Origin of the sequence: Streptomyces asoensis, assembly GCF_013085465.1 — a bacterium.
Lineage (GTDB): Bacteria > Actinomycetota > Actinomycetes > Streptomycetales > Streptomycetaceae > Streptomyces > Streptomyces cacaoi_A.
The window spans coordinates 5,815,055-5,838,398 of sequence record NZ_CP049838.1; the positions used below are offsets into that span (position 1 = coordinate 5,815,055).

The 23,344-nt window shown below is 70.8% G+C and carries 23 protein-coding genes; 14 read left to right on the forward strand and 9 right to left on the reverse strand.

Annotation, left to right across the window (positions count from 1 at the left end):
• Positions 1-92 precede the first annotated feature (92 nt).
• A complete protein-coding gene (locus G9272_RS26045) occupies positions 93-1,103 on the reverse strand; it encodes an isopenicillin N synthase family dioxygenase (RefSeq protein WP_171398797.1) in 1,011 nt (336 codons plus the stop codon).
• Positions 1,096-1,581, reverse strand: coding sequence for a nucleoside deaminase (locus G9272_RS26050; RefSeq protein WP_171402176.1), 486 nt, complete (start codon positions 1,579-1,581; stop codon positions 1,096-1,098). Before G9272_RS26050 ends, G9272_RS26045 begins: the two co-directional genes overlap by 8 nt.
• A 259-nt stretch (positions 1,582-1,840) precedes the next feature.
• Here G9272_RS26050 and G9272_RS26055 point away from each other — a divergent pair, with 259 nt between their 5' ends.
• Both G9272_RS26055 and G9272_RS26060 read left to right on the forward strand, forming a co-directional pair.
• A complete protein-coding gene (locus G9272_RS26055; protein WP_171398798.1) occupies positions 1,841-2,626 on the forward strand; it encodes a CDP-alcohol phosphatidyltransferase family protein in 786 nt (261 codons plus the stop codon).
• 331 nt (positions 2,627-2,957) lie between these two features.
• Complete coding sequence (locus G9272_RS26060) at positions 2,958-4,253, forward strand: S8 family peptidase (protein WP_171398799.1); 1,296 nt, start codon at positions 2,958-2,960, stop codon at positions 4,251-4,253.
• Positions 4,254-4,353: 100 nt separating this feature from the next.
• Here G9272_RS26060 and G9272_RS26065 read toward each other — a convergent pair whose 3' ends face one another.
• Entirely contained in the window at positions 4,354-4,770 is a 417-nt protein-coding gene (locus G9272_RS26065; RefSeq protein WP_171398800.1) for a PLD nuclease N-terminal domain-containing protein, read from the reverse strand.
• A 189-nt stretch (positions 4,771-4,959) separates the two neighbouring features.
• Between G9272_RS26065 and G9272_RS26070 the strand changes: the two genes are divergently transcribed.
• The 8 genes from G9272_RS26070 to G9272_RS26105 all read left to right on the forward strand — a co-directional run bounded on the left by G9272_RS26070 (position 4,960) and on the right by G9272_RS26105 (position 11,703).
• Complete coding sequence (locus G9272_RS26070; RefSeq protein ID WP_054238666.1) at positions 4,960-6,417, forward strand: menaquinone biosynthesis decarboxylase; 1,458 nt, start codon at positions 4,960-4,962, stop codon at positions 6,415-6,417.
• Entirely contained in the window at positions 6,414-7,316 is a 903-nt protein-coding gene (gene mqnP, locus G9272_RS26075; RefSeq protein WP_171398801.1) for a menaquinone biosynthesis prenyltransferase MqnP, read from the forward strand. Before G9272_RS26070 ends, mqnP begins: the two co-directional genes overlap by 4 nt.
• A 146-nt stretch (positions 7,317-7,462) precedes the next feature.
• Entirely contained in the window at positions 7,463-8,134 is a 672-nt protein-coding gene (locus tag G9272_RS26080) for a UbiX family flavin prenyltransferase (protein WP_171402177.1), read from the forward strand.
• Between the two features lie 113 nt (positions 8,135-8,247).
• Positions 8,248-8,703: an Lrp/AsnC family transcriptional regulator gene (locus tag G9272_RS26085; RefSeq protein WP_054238669.1), complete on the forward strand. Its 456-nt coding sequence runs from the start codon at positions 8,248-8,250 to the stop codon at positions 8,701-8,703.
• Positions 8,704-8,777: 74 nt separating this feature from the next.
• Positions 8,778-9,941 carry an aminofutalosine synthase MqnE gene (gene mqnE, locus G9272_RS26090; RefSeq protein WP_171398802.1) on the forward strand — a complete coding sequence of 388 codons (1,164 nt, stop codon included), beginning with the start codon at positions 8,778-8,780 and terminating at the stop codon, positions 9,939-9,941.
• A gap of 126 nt (positions 9,942-10,067) precedes the next feature.
• Positions 10,068-10,592, forward strand: coding sequence for a GNAT family N-acetyltransferase (locus tag G9272_RS26095; protein ID WP_171398803.1), 525 nt, complete (start codon positions 10,068-10,070; stop codon positions 10,590-10,592).
• 96 nt (positions 10,593-10,688) lie between these two features.
• The gene (locus G9272_RS26100; RefSeq protein ID WP_171398804.1) at positions 10,689-10,997 is read left to right on the forward strand and encodes a DUF4229 domain-containing protein; all 309 of its coding nucleotides are present in this window, start codon (positions 10,689-10,691) and stop codon (positions 10,995-10,997) included.
• A 61-nt stretch (positions 10,998-11,058) separates the two neighbouring features.
• Entirely contained in the window at positions 11,059-11,703 is a 645-nt protein-coding gene (locus G9272_RS26105) for a TetR/AcrR family transcriptional regulator (protein ID WP_171398805.1), read from the forward strand.
• Positions 11,704-11,731: 28 nt separating this feature from the next.
• Here G9272_RS26105 and G9272_RS26110 read toward each other — a convergent pair whose 3' ends face one another.
• The gene (locus G9272_RS26110; protein ID WP_171398806.1) at positions 11,732-12,622 is read right to left on the reverse strand and encodes a MaoC/PaaZ C-terminal domain-containing protein; all 891 of its coding nucleotides are present in this window, start codon (positions 12,620-12,622) and stop codon (positions 11,732-11,734) included.
• Positions 12,622-13,965: a 3-oxoacyl-ACP reductase gene (locus G9272_RS26115; RefSeq protein WP_171398807.1), complete on the reverse strand. Its 1,344-nt coding sequence runs from the start codon at positions 13,963-13,965 to the stop codon at positions 12,622-12,624. The genes G9272_RS26110 and G9272_RS26115 overlap by 1 nt, the downstream gene beginning before the upstream one ends.
• 101 nt (positions 13,966-14,066) lie before the next feature.
• On the opposite strand from G9272_RS26115, the gene G9272_RS26120 reads away from it, so the two are divergent.
• The gene (locus G9272_RS26120) at positions 14,067-15,425 is read left to right on the forward strand and encodes an acetyl-CoA C-acetyltransferase (RefSeq protein WP_367398558.1); all 1,359 of its coding nucleotides are present in this window, start codon (positions 14,067-14,069) and stop codon (positions 15,423-15,425) included.
• Between the two features lie 210 nt (positions 15,426-15,635).
• Positions 15,636-17,558 carry an AMP-dependent synthetase/ligase gene (locus G9272_RS26125; RefSeq protein ID WP_171398808.1) on the forward strand — a complete coding sequence of 641 codons (1,923 nt, stop codon included), beginning with the start codon at positions 15,636-15,638 and terminating at the stop codon, positions 17,556-17,558.
• A 15-nt stretch (positions 17,559-17,573) separates the two neighbouring features.
• Here G9272_RS26125 and G9272_RS26130 read toward each other — a convergent pair whose 3' ends face one another.
• Complete coding sequence (locus G9272_RS26130) at positions 17,574-17,816, reverse strand: hypothetical protein (RefSeq protein WP_171398809.1); 243 nt, start codon at positions 17,814-17,816, stop codon at positions 17,574-17,576.
• A gap of 177 nt (positions 17,817-17,993) precedes the next feature.
• Positions 17,994-19,244 (reverse strand): hypothetical protein, encoded by a 1,251-nt coding sequence (locus tag G9272_RS26135; RefSeq protein WP_171398810.1) that lies wholly within the window; start codon positions 19,242-19,244, stop codon positions 17,994-17,996.
• A gap of 212 nt (positions 19,245-19,456) precedes the next feature.
• Between G9272_RS26135 and G9272_RS26140 the strand changes: the two genes are divergently transcribed.
• Positions 19,457-19,657 carry a hypothetical protein gene (locus G9272_RS26140; RefSeq protein ID WP_171398811.1) on the forward strand — a complete coding sequence of 67 codons (201 nt, stop codon included), beginning with the start codon at positions 19,457-19,459 and terminating at the stop codon, positions 19,655-19,657.
• A gap of 14 nt (positions 19,658-19,671) precedes the next feature.
• Here G9272_RS26140 and G9272_RS26145 read toward each other — a convergent pair whose 3' ends face one another.
• Complete coding sequence (locus tag G9272_RS26145) at positions 19,672-20,241, reverse strand: LppP/LprE family lipoprotein (RefSeq protein ID WP_253267946.1); 570 nt, start codon at positions 20,239-20,241, stop codon at positions 19,672-19,674.
• 539 nt (positions 20,242-20,780) lie between these two features.
• Positions 20,781-22,148 carry an MFS transporter gene (locus G9272_RS26155; protein ID WP_253267947.1) on the reverse strand — a complete coding sequence of 456 codons (1,368 nt, stop codon included), beginning with the start codon at positions 22,146-22,148 and terminating at the stop codon, positions 20,781-20,783.
• Positions 22,149-22,246: 98 nt separating this feature from the next.
• Between G9272_RS26155 and G9272_RS26160 the strand changes: the two genes are divergently transcribed.
• A complete protein-coding gene (locus G9272_RS26160; RefSeq protein ID WP_171398813.1) occupies positions 22,247-23,344 on the forward strand; it encodes a helix-turn-helix domain-containing protein in 1,098 nt (365 codons plus the stop codon).

Sequence of the window (23,344 nt, forward strand, 5' to 3'; positions counted from 1 at the left end):
AACGCAAGGGTAAGGAGAGGGAGTTGGTAAGTGCCAGATCGCATGGTGTCCGTTGGGTCACGAAACTTCCGGACGTGAGCGGAACGGGGCCGTCATTCCACCGTGATCGAGTCCAGTTTCTCCCGCAGATACACATGCGAGTCGACCGCCTCGTACGCCACCCGGCCGACGGGCGCCGGTACGGACTCCACGAGCGTCCCCGGGGTGCACTCGCCGAAGTAGACGAGGGACATCAGCTCCTCGGTCGGCGCGTCGGCCGGGGGCGGCAGCACGCGGTGCCTGCCCGAGCGCCATCGGTCACCGGTCCAGCGGGCCATCAGGTCACCGATGTTGATGGTGAAGGCGGCCGGGTCGAAGGGCGCGTCCTCCCAGCCGCCCTCGTCCGTCCAGACCTGGAGCCCGCCCTTGCCGGCCTGCCGGTCGAGGATCGTGACGGTGCCGAAGTCGGTGTGCGGGCCGATCCGGAACTGGCCCGGCTGCGGTTCTCCGACGACCTCCGTCCCCGGATACCAGTTGATGTTGAAGCCGTAGGTCGGGTGATCCATGTGCCGGGAGAAGAAGTCCGGTTCGAGGCCGAGGGCCTCCCCGAGCAGAGAGAGCAGCTGCTTCTCCAGTTCACCCATCCGGGTCAGGTACTCCTCGCACAGCGCCTGGAGCTCCGGCACCTCCGCGGGCCACACGTTCGGCGCGTACCACTCCGCGTTGACCACCGGGTCGTCGAAGGGCTCGTGCGTGGCGAAGGTCAGGGACTCCTTCAGGTCCGGCGGGGTCTCGGTCCCCTCCGAGTACCCGTTGGCCTCCGCGCCCGGCCCCAGCCAGCCGCGCCCGCCGACCTTCGCGCCGTAGGCCTGCTTGACGTCGGCGGGCAGCACGAAGAACGCCCGGGCGGCCGCCCGGATGCGGTCGCGCAGGGCGGGGTCGACCCCGTGCCCGGTGACCAGCAGGAACCCGGCGGTCCGCAGGGCGTCGTCGACGGTACGGGCGATCGCGGCGCGGGCGTCGGCGTCGCCGGAGAGCCAGGGCCCGAGGTCGACGGTCGGGATGCGGGAGGTGCGGGAGGTGTGGGGAGTGCGGGGGGTGTGGGCGGCAGCGGGGTCACTCACCGATGTCCTCGTTCCAGAGAGCCGGGTTCTTCGCGATGAAGTCGCGCATCAGGGCGATGCACTCGGAGTCGTCGAGGAGCACGATCTCGACGCCGTGCTCCGCCAGCCAGTCGTGGCCGCCGTGGAAGGTGTTCGCCTCGCCGACGAGCACCCGGGAGATGCCGAACTGGCGGACCAGGCCGGAGCAGTACCAGCACGGGGACAGCGTGGTCACCATCGTCGTGCCGCGGTACGAGCGCTGACGTCCCGCCGCGCGGAAGGCGGCCGTCTCCGCGTGCGTCGAGGGGTCGTCGTCCTGGACGCGCCGGTTGTGGCCGCGGCCCAGCAGGGTGCCGTCCGGGCCGTAGAGCGCGGCGCCGATCGGGATGCCGCCCTCGGCGAGACCGGCCCGCGCCTCTTCGACGGCGGTGGCGAGCCACGACCGTGCCGTCGCCTGATCCACCTGATCAACCCGGTCCACCCGGTCCACCCGGTCCATGGGGTCCATGGGGTCCTCCTCGACGAGGTGCGTGCCTTCACCACGATCAGTTCCCGGAGGGATCCGCGCTGACGCGGGCGCTCACGCGATCGTGTGGTGAGGCCGGCGCGAGATGACCTGGCTCGGGCCGTCGAGCGGGTCCTGACACCGCACCAACCATGCCGAAACGCCCCCGGCGAACGGCCGGGAGCGGGTCAAGTAACCTGTGCCGATCACCGCCGCAGGCGCGGCAGTTGAGCCCCGGGCGGAAGGAAAGTTCATGGTTGCTGCTCCTGTTCTGGAGGAGCTGCGGGAGGTCTGCCAGCCGCAGGCCAAGCTCGCCAGCCGCAACGGCGAGCACTGGGCGGGACGCCTCTACATGCGCCGCGTCTCGCTGCGGTTCACCCGCCAGCTGGTGCGCACCCGGGTCACCCCGGACCAGCTGACCTGGACGATGGTGGTGTGCGGGGTGCTGTCCGGCGCCGCGCTGCTCGTCCCCGGTCTCACGGGGGCCGTGCTCGCCGCGCTCCTGATGCAGTTGTTCCTGCTCTTCGACTGCGTGGACGGCGAGGTCGCCCGCTGGAAGGGACAGAACAGCGCGACCGGCATCTACGTCGACCGGCTCGGCGCCTATCTGGCCGACGCGGCGCTCATGATCGGGTTCGGCTTCCGGGCCGCCGAGTCCGGCCTCGGCGGCTGGGCGGGCTTCAACGGCTGGGTGTCGCTGGGTCTGGCGACCGCGCTCGGTGTGGTGCTGCTGAAGGCATCGACCGACCTGGTGGACGTGGCCCGGGCCCGGCGTGGCCTCGCGGTCGCCGACGACGAGGCCACCGCGCCCCGCTCCCAGGGCGTCGCCTCGCTGCGCCGCCTCGCCGCCGCCTTCAAGATCCACCGGGTCACCAACGGCATCGAGGCCTCCCTGGTCCTGCTGGCCGTGGCCGCCCTGGACGCGGCGACCGGCGGTGTCGAGCCCACTCGCTGGGCGCTGGCGGCCATCGCCGCGATCACCTGGGTGATGGTCCCGGCCCACCTGCTGTCGATCCTGTCGTCGTCCCGGCTGCGGTGACACGGGCGAGGTAGCCGTGGAGGGCGGCGCCGGAAAGCCACCGGCGGGCGACCCCGTCGACCGGACCCAGCACCAGGGACTCGACCAGTGGCAGCGGCAGTCGGGCCGACGCGCCGCTGCCCGGTCGGCCTCGGCTCGTGCGCACGCTGAGCCCGCTCGGCCGATCAGGTGATTTCATGATCGGTCCGGACGTTTCCGAGTGAGTCACCGATAGGGAACATTTGCCCGCTCCTATTGTCCTACCTTGTCGATCTTCGGTGCGCAGGGTGTGGAGGATTTGGTGGGAAGACTCGGAAAGATTCCGCTCCGTAGCGGTTTGGTCTCGTGTGCCGTGCTGTCGGCCCTCACGGCCGCCGCGGTCGTGCCCGGCTCCGCGCAGGCCGCCGAGCCCGCTCCGGCGGAGCGGTGGATCGTGCAGCTGAAGGACACGGTCACCGATCCGGGCAAGGTCGCCGAGGAACAGACGCAGGGACAGGCGTCGGACGGCGGGAGCCGGCTGCGCCATGTGTTCGACGCCACCGTGGACGGGGCGGCCCTCAAGGGTTACGCCCTGGAGGCGACCGCGGACCAGATCGAGGCCATTCGCGCCGACCCGCAGGTCGCCTCGGTCGAACCCGACCAGCTGGTGTCCCTGCCCGAGCCGGTCGCCGGTTCGTCGGTGCAGGCGCCACGGCAGCGGACGGACAAGCCGGACGGGGGCGGGGTCGCGTACAAGGGCGACCCGCTGCTCGCCGGGCAGTGGGGCCTGTTCCGGATCGGCGCCGTGGCGGGCTCCGACCACGGATTCCGGGTGCCCGCGGCCGCCCGGGTCGGGGTGGCGGTGCTGGACACCGGTGTGGACGCCGGCCACCCGGACCTGCGGGTCGCCGGGAACGCCAACTTCAGCACCTCTGCCGGCGCGGACGACTTCCACGGCCACGGGACGCATGTCGCGGGCATCGTCCAGGCGCTCAACAACGGCATCGGCGGGGAGGGCACCGCCCCCGGCAGCCGGCTGTGGAACGTCAAGGTCCTGGGCGACAGCGGCTCAGGGCTCTTCTCCGACCTCATCGCGGGCCTGAACTGGGTGGCCCAGAACGCGAAGGCGAAGAACATCCGGGTCGCCAACCTGAGTCTGGGAACCTCGGTGGACAGCCCGCTGGTGCACCAGGCCGTCCGGCTGGCCACGCAGGCGGGCGTCGCCGTGGTGGCCTCCGCGGGCAACGCCGGTACGACCGCGCTGAACTATCCGGCGGCCTACCCGGAGGCGATCAGCGTCGCCGCCACCACCGTGTTCGACCAGCGGGCCCCCTTCTCCAACTACGGGGCGTCGTGGGTGGACATCGCGGCCCCGGGCACCGACATCCTCTCCACTCTCCCCACCCGCGGCACGGCCCTGGGCGAGGACCACGGCCTCCTCTCCGGTACGAGCATGGCCGCGCCGTTCGTCACCGGCTCCGCCGCGCTGTGCCTGACCTCCGGCCACTGCCAGGGGAACGCCCGCGACATCCTGCGCACGCTCGGCCGGGACGCCCGGTCCATCGCCGGCACCGGCTCGGACTACCGGTACGGGCTCGTCCAGGTCGGCTGCTACTGGCAGACCGCTCCCAAGTGCTCGCCCAGGTCCGCCGAACACGACGCGGCCTAGGATCCGTCCCCGACCCGGGGTCGCCCGTTCCGGCGGGGCCCCGCGTCCGCGCCCTCGGCGCCCGCGTCTCACCGAGACCGCAGGGCGCCGTCGGCGTGTCTCAGGTCTGCGGAGGCTGGGGGTCCTCACCGGACTCGCGGCGCTTCAGCTCCTCCTCGCGGCGGCGCAGGTCGGCCTCCCAGTCCTTGAGGAGAGCTTCGTCGTCCTTCTTGTCCTCTTCCTGGTTCTCTTTCAGGGACTTGAGGAACTCGGGGTTGTCGTCCGGCGCGACCCACTCGGCGCGTCGGGCGCGGGGCGACTCGGCCGCAGTGCCACCGCCGCCCACGGGCGCGCGCCGCGCCTTGCCTGCCACCAGCCAGGCGACCGGACCGACGAGCACCTCGCCGAAGAGCAGGATGATGATGACCCAGACCACCTTCGGCAGCCCCCGCACCTCCTCCTCGGGGGTGTTGAGGCAGTCGATGAAGGCGTAGATCCACAGCGCCAGTACCAGCAGGAACGGCAGATACCTGAGCATGGTGGCGGGTTCCCCCAGGAGACGGCGACGGGGCGCGGGACGGCCCCGGTGATCGGGCCAGGGTAGCGGGTGGCGGAAATCGTTCCCTCACGGGCGGGCGGCTGGTGCGTGGGCGTGGTGCGCCGCGGTGCGGGGGCGTAGTGCGGGGCGCGCGTCGGCGCCGGACGGGCCTCGGCGATACTGGGACGCATGGCTTACGACGATCTTCGTTCCCTGCTCAGGGCACTGGAACGCGAAGGCGACCTCAAGCGCGTCAAGGCTGAGGTCGATCCGTATCTGGAGGTCGGGGAGATCGTCGACCGGGTCCAGAAGTCCGGTGGCCCCGCGCTGCTCTTCGAGAACGTGAAGGGGTCGAGCATGCCCCTCGCGATGAACGTGTTCGGCACCGACCGGCGGCTCCTGAAGGCCCTCGGCCTCAAGTCGTACGCCGAGATCAGCGAGAAGATCGGCGGCCTGCTGCGGCCCGAGCTGCCGCACGGCTTCGTCGGGGTCCGCGAGGCGTTCGGCAAGCTCGGCGCGATGACGCACGTCCCGCCGAAGAAGGTGAAGCCCCAGGACGCGCCCGTCCAGGAGGTGGTCCTGCACGGCGACGACGTCGACCTCGACGCCCTCCCGGCCCTCTTCACCTGGCCGCAGGACGGCGGCTCCTTCTTCAACCTGGGCCTGACGCACACCAAGGACCCGGAGAGCGGGATCCGCAACCTCGGCCTGTACCGCCTCCAGCGCCACGACAAGCGCACGATCGGCATGCACTGGCAGATCCACAAGGACAGCCGCAACCACTACCAGGTCGCGGCCCGCAAGGGCGAGAAGCTCCCCGTCGCGATCGCCTTCGGCTGCCCGCCCGCCGTGACGTACGCCTCCACCGCCCCGCTCCCCGGAGACATCGACGAGTACCTCTTCGCCGGCTTCATCGCGGGCAAGCGGATCGAGATGGTCGACTGCAAGACGGTGCCGCTCCAGGTGCCGGCGCAGGCGGAGGTCGTGATCGAGGGCTGGCTGGAGCCGGGCGAGATGCTGCCGGAGGGCCCCTTCGGCGACCACACCGGCTTCTACACCCCGCAGGAGCCGTTCCCCGCCCTGAAGATCGACTGCGTGACGATGCGCAAGCGTCCGCTGCTCCAGTCGATCGTGGTCGGCCGGCCGCCGACGGAGGACGGCCCGCTGGGCCGCGCCACGGAACGCTTCTTCCTCCCGCTGCTGAAGATCATCGTCCCGGACATCGTGGACTACCACCTGCCCGAGGCCGGCGGCTTCCACAACTGCGCGATCGTCTCGATCGACAAGAAGTACCCCAAGCACGCGCAGAAGGTCATGCACGCGGTCTGGGGCGCCCACATGATGTCCCTGACCAAGCTGATCGTGGTCGTCGACGCGGACTGCGACGTCCACGATCTGCACGAGGTCGCGTGGCGGGCCCTCGGCAACACCGACTACGCCCGTGACCTGTCCGTCGTCGAAGGCCCGGTCGACCATCTCGACCATGCCTCCTACCAGCAGTTCTGGGGCGGCAAGGCGGGCATCGACGCGACGCGGAAGTGGCCCGAGGAGGGGTACACGCGGGACGGCGGCTGGCCGGAGATGGTGCTGTCCGACCCGGATACGGCGGCGAAGGTCGACCGCCGCTGGAAGGAGTACGGCCTGTGAGTTCCGCTTCCGCAGCGCTTCCGCAGCCAGGACGCACCAAGGCCTTCCTGCGGCTGGTGATGATCGAGCACTCGGTCTTCGCGCTGCCCTTCGCCTACATCGCCGCGCTGACGGCGATGTTCCAGACCGACGAGAACATCCACTGGGGCAGGCTGCTGCTGGTCACCGTCTGCATGGTGGGCCTGCGCACCTTCGCCATGGCGGTCAACCGGATCATCGACCGCGAGATCGACGCCCGTAACCCCCGCACGGCGCACCGCGAGCTGGTGACGGGCGCGATGTCGGTGCGGCACGCCTGGACCGGCGCCCTGATCGCCCTGGTGATCTTCCTGGGCGCGGCGGCGCTGCTGAACCCGCTCTGCCTGGCCCTGGCCCCCATCGCGGTGATCCCGATGGTGGTGTACCCGTACGGCAAACGCTTCACGAACTTCCCGCAGGCCATCCTCGGCCTGGCGCAGGCGATGGGCCCGATCGGCGGCTGGCTGGCGATCACCGGCGAGTGGTCCTGGGACGCGGTGATCCTGGGCCTGGCGGTGGGCATCTGGATCGGCGGCTTCGACCTGATCTACGCCTGCCAGGACGTTGAGACGGACCGCGAGGTCGGCGTCATGTCGGTCCCGGCCCGCTTCGGCATTCCGGCGGCAATCCGGGGTGCGCGGGTCTGTCACGCGATCACGACGGCCCTGTTCGTCTGGTACGCCCTGGCCACGGACGCCGGCGCCTTCTTCTGGTTCGGCCTGGTGATCGTCGCGGCTGCCTTCGGCTACGAGCACACGATCGTGCGGCCCCATGACCTGACCCGCCTGAACAGGGCGTTCTTCTCGACGAACGGGTTCATCGGCATCAGCCTGTTCGGGTGCGCGCTGATCGACCTGCTGGTGCGGGGGCTCACGGTCTAGGGGCCTGTCCGGTCCGTGTAGTCCGTCCGGGTGAACGGGTGCGTGGAGGGAGCGAAGGGGGCACGCGGGCTCCAGGGCCGACCGGTCCTGAAGACCTCTCCGCCCACCGGTACGCTCAAGGTGTGAACGCAGGAGAAACGCAGCGCGTGCCTTGGATCGTGGGGGTGTCCGGGGCGTCCGGTACGCCCTATGCCGCCGCTGTGCTGCGCGCGCTGCTCGCCGCGGGCGAGAGCGTCGACCTGGTGGTCAGCCGGGCCTCGCGGCTCACCCTGCTCGACGAGACGGGGATCTCCTTCCGGGACGCGCACTGGCGCGACGACCTGCGGGAATGGCTTGCGCGAGGGGCCGACGGGAAGCCGGGCACCTTCGACGTGGACCTCGGAGGCGAGGGTGACGGCGACCGGGTGCGGTACTGGGCGGCCGGGGACCTGGCCGCCGGGCCGTCCTCCGGGTCGTACGCCACGAAGGGCATGCTGATCGTGCCCGCCTCCACCGCCTGTGTGGCCGGGGTCGCCCTCGGGCTCTCCAAGGACCTGCTCCAGCGGGCGGCGAGCGTGACGCTCAAGGAGCGGCGTCCGCTGGTCGTGGCCGTACGGGAGACCCCGCTGAACGGGCAGACCCTGCGTCATCTGGTCGCCCTGGACGAGGCGGGCGCGAGCGTCGTGCCGGCCTCCCCGGCCTTCTACGCGGGCGCCACCCACATCCAGGACCTGGTGGATTTCGTCGCCGGGCGGGTCCTCGACGCGGCGGGCGTCGAGCACGGGCTGTACCGCCGCTGGAAGGGCGAGATCGGCGGCGGCTCCCGTCCTCCCGCCTGAGCGTCGGACGGCGGTGGGCGGCAAGCACGGCACGCACCACCGCTTCAGGAACACCCACTTCAGGCACTCCCCCCACACCACTTCATCTCTCCTCACCGGAAGGCTTAGATCGCATGGACGCGGTGGACAGGCAGCTCATCCAGGCCCTGAGGGAGAACGGCCGGGCCTCCTACGCGGAGCTGGGACGCCTCGTCGGTCTGTCGGGACCCAGCGTCACCGACCGCATCAACCGGCTGGAGGCGGCCGGTGTCATCACCGGCTACCGCGCCACGGTGAACGCCGCCCAGCTCGGTCTCGGCGTCACCGCCCTCATCGGCATCTCCCTCTCCGACGCCGCCGACCACGAGGACGTGGCGAACCGGATGAAGGACCTCAGCGAGATCGAGGACTGCTGGTTCATCGCCGGCGACGACTCGTTCATGCTCAAGGTGCGGGCGAACGACGTGGACGGTCTTGAGCGGATCATCCGGCGGCTCAGCGGGACCAAGGGCGTGTCCCGGACCCGTACCACCATCGTGCTCTCCACCAAGTGGGAGAACCGGGTCGGGGAGCTTCCGGAGGAGGTCTAGCCGTACGGTTGGTCGTCGGTGGCGTCATCGCAGGAAGTCGCGGAAGTCGCAGAAAGTCGTAGAGAGGTGTGGGCATGGATGTCGGACTCAAGCGCGAGCTGGAGCAGAAGGTCAGGGCCGGTGAGCGGCTGACCCGAGAGGACGGCATCGCGCTGTACGAGTCGGACGACCTGGCGTGGCTGGGCGGACTGGCGCACGAGGTGCGGACCCGCAAGAACGGCGACGTCGTGCACTTCAACGTCAACCGTCACCTCAACATGACGAACGTGTGCACGGCCTCCTGCGCCTACTGCTCCTTCCAGCGCAAGCCGGGCGAGAAGGACGCGTACACGATGCGCATCGAGGAGGCGGTGAAGCTCGCCAAGGCGATGGAGGGCGAGAACCTCACCGAGCTGCACATCGTCAACGGCCTGCACCCGAACCTGCCGTGGCGCTACTACCCGCGCTCGCTGCGCGAGCTGAAGGCCGCGCTCCCGAACGTCTCCCTGAAGGCGTTCACGGCCACGGAGATCCACCACTTCGAGACGATCAGCGGGCTGTCCGCCTCCGAGATCCTCGACGAGCTGATCGACGCCGGTCTGGAGTCGCTGACCGGCGGCGGCGCCGAGATCTTCGACTGGGAGGTCCGGCAGCACATCGTCGACCACCGCACCCACTGGGAGGACTGGTCGCGCATCCACCGGCTGGCGCACGAGAAGGGGCTCAAGACCCCGTGCACCATGCTGTACGGCCACATCGAGGAGCCCCGCCACCGCGTCGACCACGTCCTGCGCCTGCGTGAGCTCCAGGACGAGACGGACGGCTTCCAGGTCTTCATCCCGCTGCGCTACCAGCACGACTTCGTGGACATGCAGGACGGCAAGGTCCGCAACCGGCTCCAGGCCCGCACCCAGATGGCGACCGGCGCGGAGGCCCTCAAGACCTTCGCGGTCTCCCGGCTGCTCTTCGACAACGTCCCGCACGTCAAGGTCTTCTGGGTCATGCACGGCGTCCAGACCGCGCAGCTCGCGCTCCAGCACGGCGCCGACGACATGGACGGCTCGGTCGTCGAGTACAAGATCACGCACGACGCCGACAACTACGGCACCCCGAACAAGCTGACCCGCGACGACCTGCTGGACCTCATCCGGGACGCCGGCTTCCGCCCGATGGAGCGCAACACGCGGTACGAGATCATCCGCGAGTACGACGGCCCCGACCCGGCGCTCCGCGAGTCGCCGCAGCCGATGCGGGTGTGAGTTCAGGTGCGCTTACGGGGGTGAGCGCGGGTGGGCGTTCCGGCGGGCGCGAGGGCGTCCGCCGGGGGCCTGTCCAGGATCCGAAAGCGGCGGCACGCAGCACGCCGTAAGGATTACGATCCTGGTGTGTCCCTTACCTTCACTCTCGACCCCGCCGTCACCCCCGCCCTGCGTGACGGCATCCTCGACCTGTGGACGGACGTCTCCAACGCGGGCGGAGCCGTCGGCTTCGTGGCACCGGTGGAGCGCGAGACGGTCCGGCCGGAACTGGTCCGCCACCTCGTCCAGATGGCCGAGGGCCGCACCCGGCTGCTCGTCGGACACGACGCGGCCGGCGAGGTGGCCGCGACGGCGTTCTTCAGCTTCAACACCCACCGGCTCCAGACCCACTGGGTGATGCTCTACACGGTGATGGTGCACCCCCGGCACCAGGGCAAGGGCTACGGCCGCGACCTGCTGGCGGCCGCCGCCGAGGAGGCCCGCGCCTTCGACGGCATCGACGCGATCCGGCTCACCTGCCGCGGCGGACTCGGCCTGGAGCACTTCTACGGCTCCTGCGGCTACAAGGAGGTCGGCCGGATACCCGGGGCCATCAGGGTCGCGCCGGACGACGACCGGGACGACATCATCATGCTGCTGCCACTGGCGTGACCGCCGCTCCGAGCGCTCGCACCCCGATGCAAGATCGGGACCCCGGCGTGCTTCACTGGATGACGGCCCCTTTTGGATTCGGAAGAGTGGATTGACATGCTCCGCTACACACTGATGCGCCTCGGTGTCTTCGCCGGCTGCCTCGTGGTCGTCTGGGGTCTCGTCTACTCGGGCGTCGTCCCCCGCGGTCTCGGCGACTCCAACATCATGTGGGTCCTGCTGCTCTCGCTGGTGATCTCCGCGCCGATCAGCTTCGTGGTGCTGCGCAAGGAGCGCGACCGCGCCTCGGTGCACGTCGTGGAGCGGGTGGACCGGATGAAGGCCAACCTGGAGGCCAACAAGTCCCAGGAGGACGCCACGATCGACGAGGCGACGCGCACCCAGGGCCAGACGCAGACCTCGTAGCCGCGTCACGCGGCGGGGCGGGCCGGGCCGGGACCCGAGCGGGCCCAACTACGCTGTGCTCATGGGGACCGTGAAGACCAAGCGGATGCCGCGTGCGGTCCGTGAGCAGCAGATGCTGGACGCCGCCGTGGAGACCTTCGGCCGCCGGGGGTACATGGCCGCGTCGATGGACGAGATCGCCGAACTCGCGGGCGTGTCCAAGCCGTTGGTGTACCTGTATCTGAACTCCAAGGAAGACCTCTTCACCGCATGCATCCGGCGCGAGGCCACGGCGCTCGTCGAGGCGGTGCGCACCGGCGTCCGTACCGACCTGCCCGCCGACCGCCAACTCTGGGACGGTCTGCGGGCGTTCTTCGCGCACACCGCCGAGCATCCGCACGCCTGGTCCGTCCTGCATCTCCAGGCCCGCACGCACGGCGAGCCCTTCGCCGCCGAGGTCACGGCGATGCGCGAGGAGATCGTCGCGTTCGTCACGCAGCTGATCGTGGTCGCGGCCCGGGAAGCCCACCGGGACCCCGACCTGCCCGAACGAGAGGTCGCCGGACTCGCCGAGGCGCTGGTCGGCGCCGCCGAGTCCCTCGCCGCCTGGGCCAACACCGCCGACGGCACCACGGCCCGGCAGGCGGCGGCCACCCTGATGAACTTCGCCTGGGCAGGCCTGGGCAACCTCATGGAGAGCCGCCCCTGGACTCCGCCGGAGGCCTGAGGCGCGCCCCGTGCGGGTGCCGGGCCGGTCACGAAGTGAGCGTGTCGACCCGCCCGCTCACTTGCACCCGTTCCGTCTCTCCCGTCCCGCGCAGCTCGAACCGCTCGCCGTCCGCCGCGAAGGCCACCGTTCCCGGCAGCAGGACCGGCGCCCGGAACTCCGCGCGCACCCGAACGGCCTGGGGGGTGCCGTGCGCCGCGAGGCAGCGGGCCACGGTCCACATGCCGTGCGCGATGGCCCGGGGGAAGCCGAAGAGGCGGGCGGTGAGCGGGTGGAGGTGGATGGGGTTGCGGTCGCCCGACGCGGCACCGTAGCGCCGTCCGACATCGGCGGCGAGCCGCCACTCGTCGAGCACGGGGAGCGGGCCGGGCCCCGGTTCGAGCACGGGAAGCGGGCCGGGCTCCGGTTCGTGCGGAGCGGGGGTGGTCTCGGTGCGGTGTCGGGCCAGATACGTGCTCGTCGACTCCCACACGAGCGCGCCGCCGCCCCGCAGCTCCGTGACGACGACCGCCTCGGTCCCGCGCCGGTGCGGGGCCAACCGCTCGACGTGCACGGTGAGTTCGTAGCTGCCGGTGGCCGCGAGGGTGGTGTGGCGGGTGATCTCGATAGACGTGTGGACGAGGCCGAGCAGCGGCAGCGGGAAGTCACGGCCGCTCATGACCCGCATGGCCAGCGGGAAGCCCAGGACGTGGGGATAGGTGAGCGGCAGGGAGTCCTCGCCGGTCGGGAAGCCGCACACCCGCTCGTAGGCGGCCAGCCGGGCCAGGTCCACCCGCAGCTCGGGCAGGACGAGCCGGTCGCCGGTGCCGGAGTACGCGACGCCCGGCCGGGGCCGCTTGAACGGCGAGCGCAGCGCGCCGAGGGCGAGCAGCGGACCGAGCGACGGAGGCCCGGCCAGGAAGGTCACCACGCCGGTCACTACGCCCCCAGCAGACTCTGGCCGCACACGCGCACGACCTGCCCGTTGACCGCGCCGGACGCCGGGTGGGCGAGCCAGGCGGTCGTCTCGGCCACGTCGACGGGCAGGCCCCCCTGCGCGAGGGAGTTCATCCGGCGGCCCGCCTCGCGGATGAACAACGGCACCGCGGCCGTCATCTTCGTCTCGATGAAGCCCGGCGCCACCGCGTTCACCGTGACCCCGTGCTCGGCGAGCGCGCGTGGCGCGAGGGACCGGACCAGACCGGCGACGCCCGCCTTGCTCGCGCCGTAGTTCGTCTGGCCCGCGTTGCCCGCGAGCCCGGCGATGGAGGCGGTGGCCACGATCCGCCCGCCCGTCCGCAGGGCGCCCTTGGCGAGCAGCGCGTCCGTGGTGCGCAGCACGCTCGCCAGATTGACGTCGAGCACCGAACTCCAGCGCTCGGCAGGCATGTTGACCAGCCGCCGGTCCCGTGTGATCCCCGCGTTGTGGATCAGCACGTCCAGCCCGTCGGGCAGCTCGGCGGCGATCCGCCCGCCCGCGTCGGCGGCCGTGATGTCGAGCGTGAGGGCGCTGCCGCCCAGCCGCGCGGCGACCCGGCGGGCGTCCTCCTCGGCCTGCGGCACGTCCAGGACGACGACATGGGCGCCGTCCCGGGCCAGTGTCTCCGCGACGGCCTCGCCGATGCCGCGGGCGGCGCCGGTGACGAGCGCGGTACGGCCGGCGAGGGGGAGATCCCAGTCCAGGGTGCCGTCGGGCCCCTCGGCCCCCACCCCGATCACCTGGCCGCTGACGTACGCCGACTTGGGGGAGAGCAGGAAGCGCAGGGTGGATTCGGCGGCGGACGCGTCGGTCAGCCGGACGAGGTTCACCGTCCTGCCCCGCCCGATCTCCTTGCCCAGGGACCGTACGAAGCCCTCCAGGGCCTGCTGTACGGCCGCCTGGTGGTGGTCCCGGGGGTCGAGGGGCGCGCCCAGCACGACGACCCGCCCGCTCGCCGCGACCGACCGTACGACCGGGTGCAGGGCCGCGTGCACCTCGGCGAGCGCGTCGACGTCCCGGACGCCGGTCGCGTCCAGGACGACGGCGGCGGGGGCGGTGGATCCGCTGGTGGAGCCCGTGGATCCGGTGGCCGGTTCGGTGGTCGTGGGCAGCCCGGTGCGGGCCAGGACCGGCGCGAGGTCGAGCCCGGACGGCCCGCCGGCCGTGAGGTGCAGCAAGTGGCCGTCCAGAGAGGGACGTTCGGCCGTCCAGCGGCTGAGCGCGGCCGGTTGCGGGAGCCCGAGCCTCGACGTGAGGAACCGGCCGGGGGCCGTGGCGGTGAAGCTCAGATAGCGGTCGGCCATGATGATCTCCCACGGGCTCGGCGCACACCTCGTACCGGGTGCTTACTCTGAAGTAAGGTTACCGTGGGTAAGTCTAGGTCACGGGTGAGGAGCAGGTCGAGATGAGTACCTCGGAACCGTCACGGGCGAGCCGGCGAGTGAGCCACCTGAAGGTCGCGGAGAGCGGCGCGCCACAACCAAGGCCGGAACTGCCGCGGATCCGCCGCGTGGCGATCGTCGGCGGCACCCGCATCCCCTTCGCCCGCTCCGACGGCCCCTACGCCACCGCCTCCAACCAGGAGATGCTGACGGCGGCCGTGAACGGTCTGGTGAACCGCTACGCGCTCGATGTGCCGGGCGTCGTGGGCGAGTTGGTCGCCGGGGCCGTGCTCAAGCACAGCCGCGACTTCAATCTCGCCCGTGAGACCGTCCTCGGCTCGAAGCTCGACGCCCGCACCCCCGCCTACGACATCCAGCAGGCCTGCGGCACCGGCCTCCAGGCCGTGATCGCCGCCGCCAACAAGATCGCCCTCGGTCAGACCGAGTCCGCGATCGCGGGCGGCGCCGACACCGCGAGCGACGCCCCGCTCGGCGTCAACGACCGTCTGCGCCGGATCCTCCTCGAGGCCCGCCGGGCGAAGTCGACGGGTGACCGCCTCAAGGCCCTCGCGCAGATCCGCCCCTCCCACCTGATTCCCGAGATCCCGCGCAACGCCGAACCGCGCACCGGTCTGTCCATGGGCGAGCACGCGGCGGTCACCGCCCGCGCCTGGGGCGTGGAACGCGAGGCCCAGGACGAACTGGCGGCCACCAGCCACCAGCGGCTCGCGGCCGCCTATGAACGCGGTTTCTTCGGCGACCTGGTGGTCCCCTTCCACGACCTGGCCCGCGATCAGAACCTGCGCCCGGACTCCACGGTCGAGAAACTGGCCGCGCTGAAGCCGGTGTTCGGCACCGACGGGCCCGACCCGACCATGACGGCGGGCAATTCGACGCCGCTGACGGACGGCGCGGCGGTCGTGCTCCTCGCCTCCGAGGAGTGGGCCGAGGCGCGGGGTCTGGAGCCGCTCGCCTATCTGACGGCGTACGAGACGGCGGCCGTGGACTTCGTACGCGGCGATGTCGCGAACGGCGAGGACGGGTTGCTGATGGCGCCCGCGTACGCTGTCCCGCGCATGCTGGCGCGGACCGGTCTGGGCATCGAGGACTTCGACCTGTTCGAGATCCACGAGGCCTTCGCCTCCCAGGTGTTGGCGACGCTCGCGGCCTGGGAGAAGCAGGGGCTGGCGCCGGTCGACCGCGACCGGCTGAACGTCGCCGGCTCCTCCCTCGCCACCGGCCACCCGTTCGCGGCGACCGGCGCCCGCATCGTGGCGACCCTGGCCAAGCTGCTCGCCGAACGGGAGGGTCCCGCAAGGGGGTTGATCTCGATCTGTGCGGCGGGCGGACAGGGGGTCACCGCGATTCTGGAACGAACGTGAAGATTCCTCATATAACCCCCGAGATTGCACATCCCCAGCCCCGGAACATCCCGGAACACGCACAAGCCCCACACGTCAGCGCCGTACGATCCCCTACCTAACTGGCGGTAACCCCTTTCTTAGGGGGCATCCCGGTTGAACGCCTCGGTACGCGAGGCACGTACGTCATGCAGCAAGCAGTTTCGTCGCTGCACGCCCAGGGAGCCGCCCGTGTCCACGCCGTATCCAGCTGTCGGCTCGGCCTACGCCGACCACGACGCTCCCCCCACCCTGGTGGAACCCGAGACGCGACGACTGGACGGCGCCGTACGGGAGGCGTCCGTACCGGCGTTCGCGCGCCCGGTGACGTACGGTTCGCTGGCCGATCTGCCCTACGACAACGCGGCCGCCGCCCCCGAGGCGGTGGTCCTCAGCCGCAAGGGCCAGGACGGCGAGTGGACGGACATCACGGCCGAACGCTTCGCCGCCCAGGTCCACGCGGTGGCCAAAGGGCTGATCGCGGAGGGTCTCGTGCCCGGCGACCGGCTCGCCATCATGGCCCGCACGACCTACGAGTGGACGCTGCTCGACTTCGCGGCCTGGGCGGCCGGCCTGGTCACCGTCCCCATCTACCCGACCTCCTCCGTCTTCCAGACCCGCTGGATCCTCCACGACTCCGGCGCGGTCGCCCTGGTCACCGAGAGCACCGCACAGGCCGCCGCCCTCGGCCCCGAACTCGACCGGCTGCCCGACCTGCACCACCTGTGGGTGATGGAGAAGGGGCATGTGGACCGGCTGATCGAGGCGGGCGAGCACGTACCGGACGCCGAGGTCGAGATCCGCCGGGGCATGCTGGTCCCCGACACCCTCGCCACCCTCATCTACACCTCCGGCACCACGGGCCGCCCCAAAGGCTGCGCGCTCACCCACGGCAACTTCTTCGCCGAGGTCGACAACGCGATCGAGCTCCTCTACCCGGTCTTCAAGTCGAGCGGCGAGGACCTCTCCGTCCTCCTCTTCCTCCCCATGTCCCACGTCTTCGGCCGCATGGTCGCCATCGCCTGCGTCCGCGCCCGGGTCCGCCTCGGCCACGCCCCGAGTCTGAAGGCCGACGAACTCCTCCCGGACCTGGCGGCCTTCAGACCCACCTGTCTGCTGGCCATCCCGTACATGCTGGAGAAGATCTTCAACACCGCCCGCGCGAAGGCCGAGGCCGGCGGCAAGCTGTCCTCCTTCGACCGGGCGGTCAACGTGGCCCGCCGCTACGGCGAGGCGGTCGAGGCACAGAAGACCGGCACCGGATCCGGCCCCGCGGCCACCCTCCGCGCCGCCCGCACCATCTACGACCCGCTCGTCTACCGCCGCATCCGCAACGCCATGGGCGGCCGCGTCCGCCACGCCATCTGCGGCGGCTCACCCCTGGGGCAGCGCCTCTCCGCCTTCTACCTCGGCGCGGGCATCGAGATCTACGAGGGCTACGGCCTGACGGAGACGACCGGCGCGTCCACGGTCACTCCGCCGCTCAAACCCCGCCTGGGCACGGTCGGTTGGCCCCTGCCGGGGACGAAGATCCGCATAGCGGCGGACGGCGAGATCCTGATCGCCGGCGAACACGTCCTGCGGGGCTACTGGGACCCGGCGGCCGGGGGAGTGGTCCCCGCCGCCCCCGACGGCTGGCTGCCCACCGGCGACATCGGCGAACTGGACGACGAGGGCTATCTGACGATCACCGGCCGCAAGAAGGAAATGATCATCACGGCGGGCGGCAAGAGCGTGGCCCCCGCGCCCCTGGAGAACTGGCTGCGCTCCCACCCCCTGATCTCCCAGGCCATGGTCCTCGGCGACGGCCGCCCCTACGTCTCCGTCCTCCTCACCCTCGACCCGGACGGCCTCACCCACTGGCGCCAGATGAACGGCAAGCACCCGGTCCCGGTGGAGCTGCTGGTGGACGACCCGGACCTGCACGCCGTACTCCAGCGAGCGATCGACGAGGCCAACAAGCTGGTCTCCCGCCCCGAGTCGATCCGCCGCTTCGCCATCCTCCCGACCGACTTCTCGGAGCTCGCCGGCCACCTCACCCCCTCGATGAAACTCCGCCGCGAGGCAGTCCTGGCGGACTTCGCGGACCAGGTGGAGGGGCTGTACCAGCACTAGGCAGGGTGCGTGTTCCTACTTGCTCGGCAGCAGCTTGTGCCCTGAGGCGCGGACGAACCTGGTGCCGTCCTCACCGACGCGGCGGAGACTGCCGACGCCGTCGTACCTGCGGGCGTGGATGAGGTAACCCAGGCCGAAGATGGGGAGAAGGACGCAGGCTATGCCGGTGTACGCGAGCCAGGAAGCAACGTCCGTGTCCAGGTCGCTGTCCGGGCCGTCCGGCTGTACGGCGACATCGAAGGTCAGCCAGAGCGGCAAGCCGCCGAGGGCCCGGCTGGTCCATGACGATGCTGCTTCCGAACGCCATCTGACGACCCCCTCTTGACAGTTGCCCCCGAAACGGACGGCAATCATGCCCGCGGGACGTTCCACCGAACCGCCCGGACGAGCACCTGTGCGGCACGAGTCCCCTGGAGGTTCGCGAGAGGGGACCGGTCAAGGAGTGGCGAGAGACTGGGGGTCGCCGTCGTAGGTGGAGGGGTCGGCCGGGACGATGCCGGCGCCGACCGGGGCCGCCACGCCTCCCACGTACATGGCCCGATAGCCGGCGTAGGGGTGCGGTCCCTCGTAGTCCGCGGCGAGCGCGGTCAGCTGGAAGGGCTTTCCATTTTCACTCACCTCCTGCTTCACCGGCTTCTGTCCCGGAACGACCACGGTGAAGCGGAAAGTGAACCCGCAGGAACGCTCGTTGGCAGAGATGAACGCGACGATCGTCTCGCTCTCCCCGTGCTTCAGGGTGATGCTGTGGCGGGCGAAATAGGGTTCGTTGTCCAGCGTGGGCTCAGGAACACGCTCGTCGAGGTTGAAGAACAGGGTCCTCGTCTCGGTCTCGCCGCCGTTGGTGCCTCCGTTGAGGAAAAGCGTGCCCGAGAGCGGCGGTGCGCAGTCCTGTTTCTGGATGTCCATGTTGGTGATGCGGATCTCTTTCTTGCTGCGTCCGCTGACGGTGAGCGAGACCGTCCTGAAATGCGCCGGTACTCCTTTGTTCTGCGTGAACCAGTCGTCGAACGTCATGCCTTTCCCGTAGTCCTCGTTCTTCAGTTTCTCCACCTGAGGGGACGACAACTTGATGGTGGACGGAAAGACGTAGTCTCCCGTGCTCAGTCCGAGGAAGGACACGTCGTCCACGGACAGGGGCGGTTCCGGGTCCGGGTTCGGATCCCAGAGGAAGTACGTCGAGCTCACCGCCAGCACCACAACCGTGGCCGCCGCGCCCAGGGCGTACGGCACACGCTTTCGGCGCGCCGCCGGAGTCTCCACGGACGGGGGCGTGGTCGTGCGCCGGTACTTCGGCCGCGGTAGACCGCCGCAGACGGTGTAGCCGTCCGCCCAGCGGATGACCAAGTCGTCTCGCGTCTCCTCGCCCAGGACGTGGTGCTTGCAGTACGCCACGACCAGGAGCTCCACGTACTTCCAGTCGGGCAGCGCGGCCGCCTTCCGGCCCTTCGTCGTAAGGGCGTTGAGCCACGTGCCCTTGGACGGGCCGTTCTCGATGCCCTCGAAGCCGGGGAACTTCTTGTCCGCGACGATCCCGTCCTTGATGATTTCGTCGGCGATGTCGACCAGACGGTCGTACGAGAACCCGTCGGCGCGCAGACCGTTCAGTGCCGCGCGGAACGCCGGCGGCGTCGGTTTCTCGACGGCGGTGTCCAGGAGTTCCTGCCATGTCGGCGTCCGCTCGGTCATGTCGCGCCCCCTGTTCGTGGTGCAGCAGTATCCCGGAACCGCCGGTCCAGGGGAGGCGCTCGCGCATATCCGGTGCAATGCCGGCCACTTCGGCCCGTCTGCCTGCGTAAACACCGCTGTCCGCAATTGACATGATCTTGTTCTGGAGGTGTCCGGGCGTCCTGCCGCACGGTGTGGAGCACTCCGCACAACGACTACTGAGGACGGACATCATGCCTACGCCGAGCCCCGCTGTCCGGGTCATGGCCCTCGCCATCGCGGCACTGAGCGCCCTCGTCGCCGCCCTGGTCGCCTTCATCGTCCTGCCGTACCTGGGCGCGAACATCCTGACGGCGACGCTGAGTTCCTGCGGTGCCTTTGTGGCCGTCAGCGCGGGCACTCTGCACGTGCTGAGGGAATTCAACCTGTTCTGATGCGCGGCACCGATTCAGCGCGCGACGAGACGGCCCTTCCGGTGGACCCAGGTCTCCGTGGCCTGCCCGGAAGGGCAGCAGTTGGGGTCCTCCGCAAGATAGAAGCTGTCCTTGACCGTGATCCCGCCGGGATTCATCCGTTCGACCCTCAGGAGATTCGGCGGCTCACCGAGCCGTGGCTTACGGCTCGTCAAAGTGCCGAGGAGGGAGAGTTGTCGAGCTCCACCGTCGAAGACGAGAATTCCCATCGCTCTCTGTCCTGCCGCGGTGGAGTCGTGATTTCCGCACAGCACGGGCAGCGCGGCCTCGTCACGGTCGTCGCCCGTGATGTCCCCGTAGAAGATGTCGTCCGTGTGCGCCGACACGTCCTGCGGCATGTTCGGCTCCGGCCCGTCGAAATCCGACGGCACGTTGACGGCTGTTCCGTCATGCAGGCGGATCGCCTTCGGGGATCTGCACAACGTTCCCGGGATCTCGATGCTTCGCCAGTCCACGGCACGCAGGTCGATCGGATCGGAGTGCGTCTCACCGTGGGGAAGAAGCCGATAGGCCACAAGGCAGGCCGCGGCCAGCAGTACGCACACCAACAGGGTCAGCGCCCCCGTCCGCCACATCGAACGGCCCACGGTCCCGCCCCCCGTTCCGTCCCGCAAAAGGTGCTGACAGTGTGCCGTCGCGACCGGTGCCGTGGAAGCGATTCGCCCGATTTCCGTGGCACCTGCTGTGCAGCGGTAAAGGATTCGCGGGGTGCCGCTCGGCCGGGGAGTATGCGGATGGTGAACGGCATCGAGTTCTTCCACTGTCCCTGGGACGATCACCCCGCCGCCCTGGTCTGGGGTGCCCGCGTCGACGGTGTCGATCTGCGGGCGCTGACCGCCTGGGCGACGCGGGAGCTGTGGCGGCCGGAGCTGGCGGGGCAGTTCGAGGACCAGGAGCGGGAGTCGGCCGAGCTGATCTGGCGTCAGCACGGCGGGCTGGGCGTTCTCGACTTCACCGAGAACCCGTTTCTGAGGACGGCCGGCCGGACCCCGCTCCTCGGCTGCCCCTGTGGCATCTGGCAGTGCTGGCCCCTCATGGCCCGCGTCGCCGTGACGCCCACGACGGTCACCTGGTCCGGCTTGCACTACCCGGAGCGCGAGGAGTGGGGCGAGCTGCCGATCGGGCCGTTCGTCTTCGAACGGACGGCGTACGAGGCGTCGCTGAGCGCTCCGGCGGTGCTGGCGGAGGACCCGCTCGGCCCGGTTCCGGAGTCCTTGGGCTGTGTTCCCTGATCCTTCTCGGAGGCGACGGCGACGGCGGACAGGAGCGTCGCACCGGCGAGGCCGCCCCAGAGCGCGGCCGGGCCGTGGGGTGCGAGAGCGGTGATGGCCGCCGGGGAGACGGCGAGGCCGAAGCCCGTGGAGAGCTCGAAGCGGGCGAGGGTGCGTCCCAGGGCGTGGGCCGGGGCGAGGACGGTGACGAGCGCGGTGGCGCTGCCGGCATAGATGATCTCGCCGATGGTGCAGATCACGGACACCGCGGCGACGGCCGGGGCACCCCACCCGTGTCCCAGCGAGGTGGCCACGAGGAAGCCCAGGTAGGACGCGGTCAGGACCACGCCGGCGAGAGCCAGCACGCTCCGCCGCGAGAAGCGGGACATCAGGACCGTGACCGGAACCTGAAGGGTGACCACCAGCACCGTGTTGGCCACGAAGATGGCCGCCGACCACACCGGGGACGCGTGCAACTGGGTCACCAGGATCAGGGGGAGCGCGATCTCCGGCACGTTGAGGCAGAACACGTAGACCACGTTGGCGGCCAGCAGCGCGCGCATCCGAGGGGCGGGAGCGGGAGCTGCACCGGCGGCTCTGTCCTCGGCCGGGTCGGTATCCGGGCCGACGGCCGGATGCGCGCGCAGGTGGACCGACCAGGCCAAGGCCGCCGCCGCGAGATAGGCGAGCCCGGTGACGGCTGCCAGCGCCCGCAGCGCGGTGGTGCCGCCCGCCAGGCACGCGGTGGCGAGGAGCGCGCCCGTGCCCAGGCCGGCGTTGCGCAGGGCGCGGCCCGCCGCGAGAGCGGTGTCGCGTTCCCGGCCGTGGGCGACCGTGGCCACGAGAGCGGCGTGGGCGGCCGGCCAGGCCTGGTTGCCGATGCCGAGGAAGAGCGCCGCTGTCGCGAACGGCCAGGCGTGCCCCGCCGGGGTGGCAAGCAGCAGCGCCACACCCAGCACCCGCACCAGCATCGACGCTGCCACGACGGTGCTGCGTGCGCCCCGGTCCAGCCATCGGCCCACCCCGGGCATGCACACCAGGCCCACGACGACGCCGACCGTCATGGCGATACCGGTGGTCGGCGCGGACAGCCTCAGCACCGTCACCCCGTAGAGCAGCAGAAAGGGCCGCAGCAGGCCGGTGCCGAGCGCGTCCACGGCCAGGGCGACGGCATAGCGGGGTCCCCCGGAGGCCCGGACGAGGGCGCGGGGCCGGATCTTCGCGGTGCTGGTGATTGCCATGGCGGCAACGGTGAGTTCGACCGCCGGGCCGGGCACGTCGGTTGACGGACACCGTCAACCGACGCCGTCGGCGGCCGGCCGGTCGGTGATGATGAGGGATGACGTTGAGGATCGACATCGGCGGACTGCCGGCCGAGCGACTGCGGTTCGCCGCCTCCCCGCTGGCCGAGCTGACCGCGATGCTGCACGTGCTGGCCGAACCCGGGCACCATCCGCAGCTCGCCGACTGGGCCGGGGACGTCTGGACCGCTCTGCGGCCCGAGCTGGCCGAGCGGCTGCGGGAGGCGGAGTTCCTCTGGCGTTCCTCACAGGCCGACTTCCTGATCCCCGCCCGGCCCCGGCCGACCCTCGCCGAGGAACTGGACGACGTCGACCGGATCGACGACGAGAGGTATGTGACCGCCGCGCTCGTCACCACGTGCGGCAGCAACCGCGTCCACTTCGGCACCCGGTCGCCGCTCACCGACGCGACCGCGCGCGAACGGGCCCTGGACCTGGCCCAGTCTCGCGGCGCGCTCCAGGAGGCCTTCGCGGAACGGCTGCTCGCCGACCCGGCCGCCGTACGGGCACGGGTGCGCGACACCCTCGAACAGTGCGGCGAGGCGTTCTTCGACGCCGCCTGGGCGGGCGCCGCCGTGCGCCTCGCCACCGACCTGCGCGTCAAGAACGACCTGCTCAAGCGCCAGGGCATCGGAGCGGCGATCGCGTCGGTCTCCGACGCGGTCACCCTGGCACCGGACGGCGACTGCGTCATCGTGGACAAGCTCCAGGACAAGGCGACCTCCGCCCACGGCATCGGGGTCACCTTCATCCCCAGCGTCTTCGGCCGCCCGCACCTGGTGGCGGTCCACGCGCCCGGCTGGCGGCCGGTGGTGCAGTACCCGGTGGCCGAGCCGAGTTCGGCGGAGCCGGAGCCGGAGCAGGTGTCGCTGGAGACGGTCACCCTGCGACTGGAGGCCCTCGCCCATCCGGTACGGCTACGGCTGCTGCGCACCCTGGCCCGCAGCCCGCAGACCAACCGCGAGCTGGCGTACGCATGGGACCTCACACCCCCGGAGGTCTCCCGTCACCTCGCCGTCCTGCGCCGCGCGGGCCTGCTCACGGCCCGGCGGCACGGTCGCTACGTCCGCTACACGCTCGACCTGCCCGCGCTGACGGCACTGGGGTCCGACCTGCTGGGGGCCGTGCTGCGCTGA

What these genes read in the sequence shown, in the direction of transcription:
- G9272_RS26050 (WP_171402176.1), bottom strand. Translation starts at nt 1,581, where the DNA reads ATGGACCGGGTGGACCGGGTGGACCGGGTTGATCAGGTGGATCAGGCG.
- G9272_RS26055 (WP_171398798.1), top strand. Translation starts at nt 1,841, where the DNA reads ATGGTTGCTGCTCCTGTTCTGGAGGAGCTGCGGGAGGTCTGCCAGCCG.
- G9272_RS26065 (WP_171398800.1), bottom strand. Translation starts at nt 4,770, where the DNA reads ATGCTCAGGTATCTGCCGTTCCTGCTGGTACTGGCGCTGTGGATCTAC.
- G9272_RS26070 (WP_054238666.1), top strand. Translation starts at nt 4,960, where the DNA reads ATGGCTTACGACGATCTTCGTTCCCTGCTCAGGGCACTGGAACGCGAA.
- G9272_RS26085 (WP_054238669.1), top strand. Translation starts at nt 8,248, where the DNA reads ATGGACGCGGTGGACAGGCAGCTCATCCAGGCCCTGAGGGAGAACGGC.
- mqnE (WP_171398802.1), top strand. Translation starts at nt 8,778, where the DNA reads ATGGATGTCGGACTCAAGCGCGAGCTGGAGCAGAAGGTCAGGGCCGGT.
- G9272_RS26100 (WP_171398804.1), top strand. Translation starts at nt 10,689, where the DNA reads ATGCTCCGCTACACACTGATGCGCCTCGGTGTCTTCGCCGGCTGCCTC.
- G9272_RS26105 (WP_171398805.1), top strand. Translation starts at nt 11,059, where the DNA reads ATGGGGACCGTGAAGACCAAGCGGATGCCGCGTGCGGTCCGTGAGCAG.
- G9272_RS26115 (WP_171398807.1), bottom strand. Translation starts at nt 13,965, where the DNA reads ATGGCCGACCGCTATCTGAGCTTCACCGCCACGGCCCCCGGCCGGTTC.
- G9272_RS26120 (WP_367398558.1), top strand. Translation starts at nt 14,067, where the DNA reads ATGAGTACCTCGGAACCGTCACGGGCGAGCCGGCGAGTGAGCCACCTG.
- G9272_RS26135 (WP_171398810.1), bottom strand. Translation starts at nt 19,244, where the DNA reads ATGACCGAGCGGACGCCGACATGGCAGGAACTCCTGGACACCGCCGTC.
- G9272_RS26140 (WP_171398811.1), top strand. Translation starts at nt 19,457, where the DNA reads ATGCCTACGCCGAGCCCCGCTGTCCGGGTCATGGCCCTCGCCATCGCG.
- G9272_RS26155 (WP_253267947.1), bottom strand. Translation starts at nt 22,148, where the DNA reads ATGGCAATCACCAGCACCGCGAAGATCCGGCCCCGCGCCCTCGTCCGG.
- G9272_RS26160 (WP_171398813.1), top strand. Translation starts at nt 22,247, where the DNA reads ATGACGTTGAGGATCGACATCGGCGGACTGCCGGCCGAGCGACTGCGG.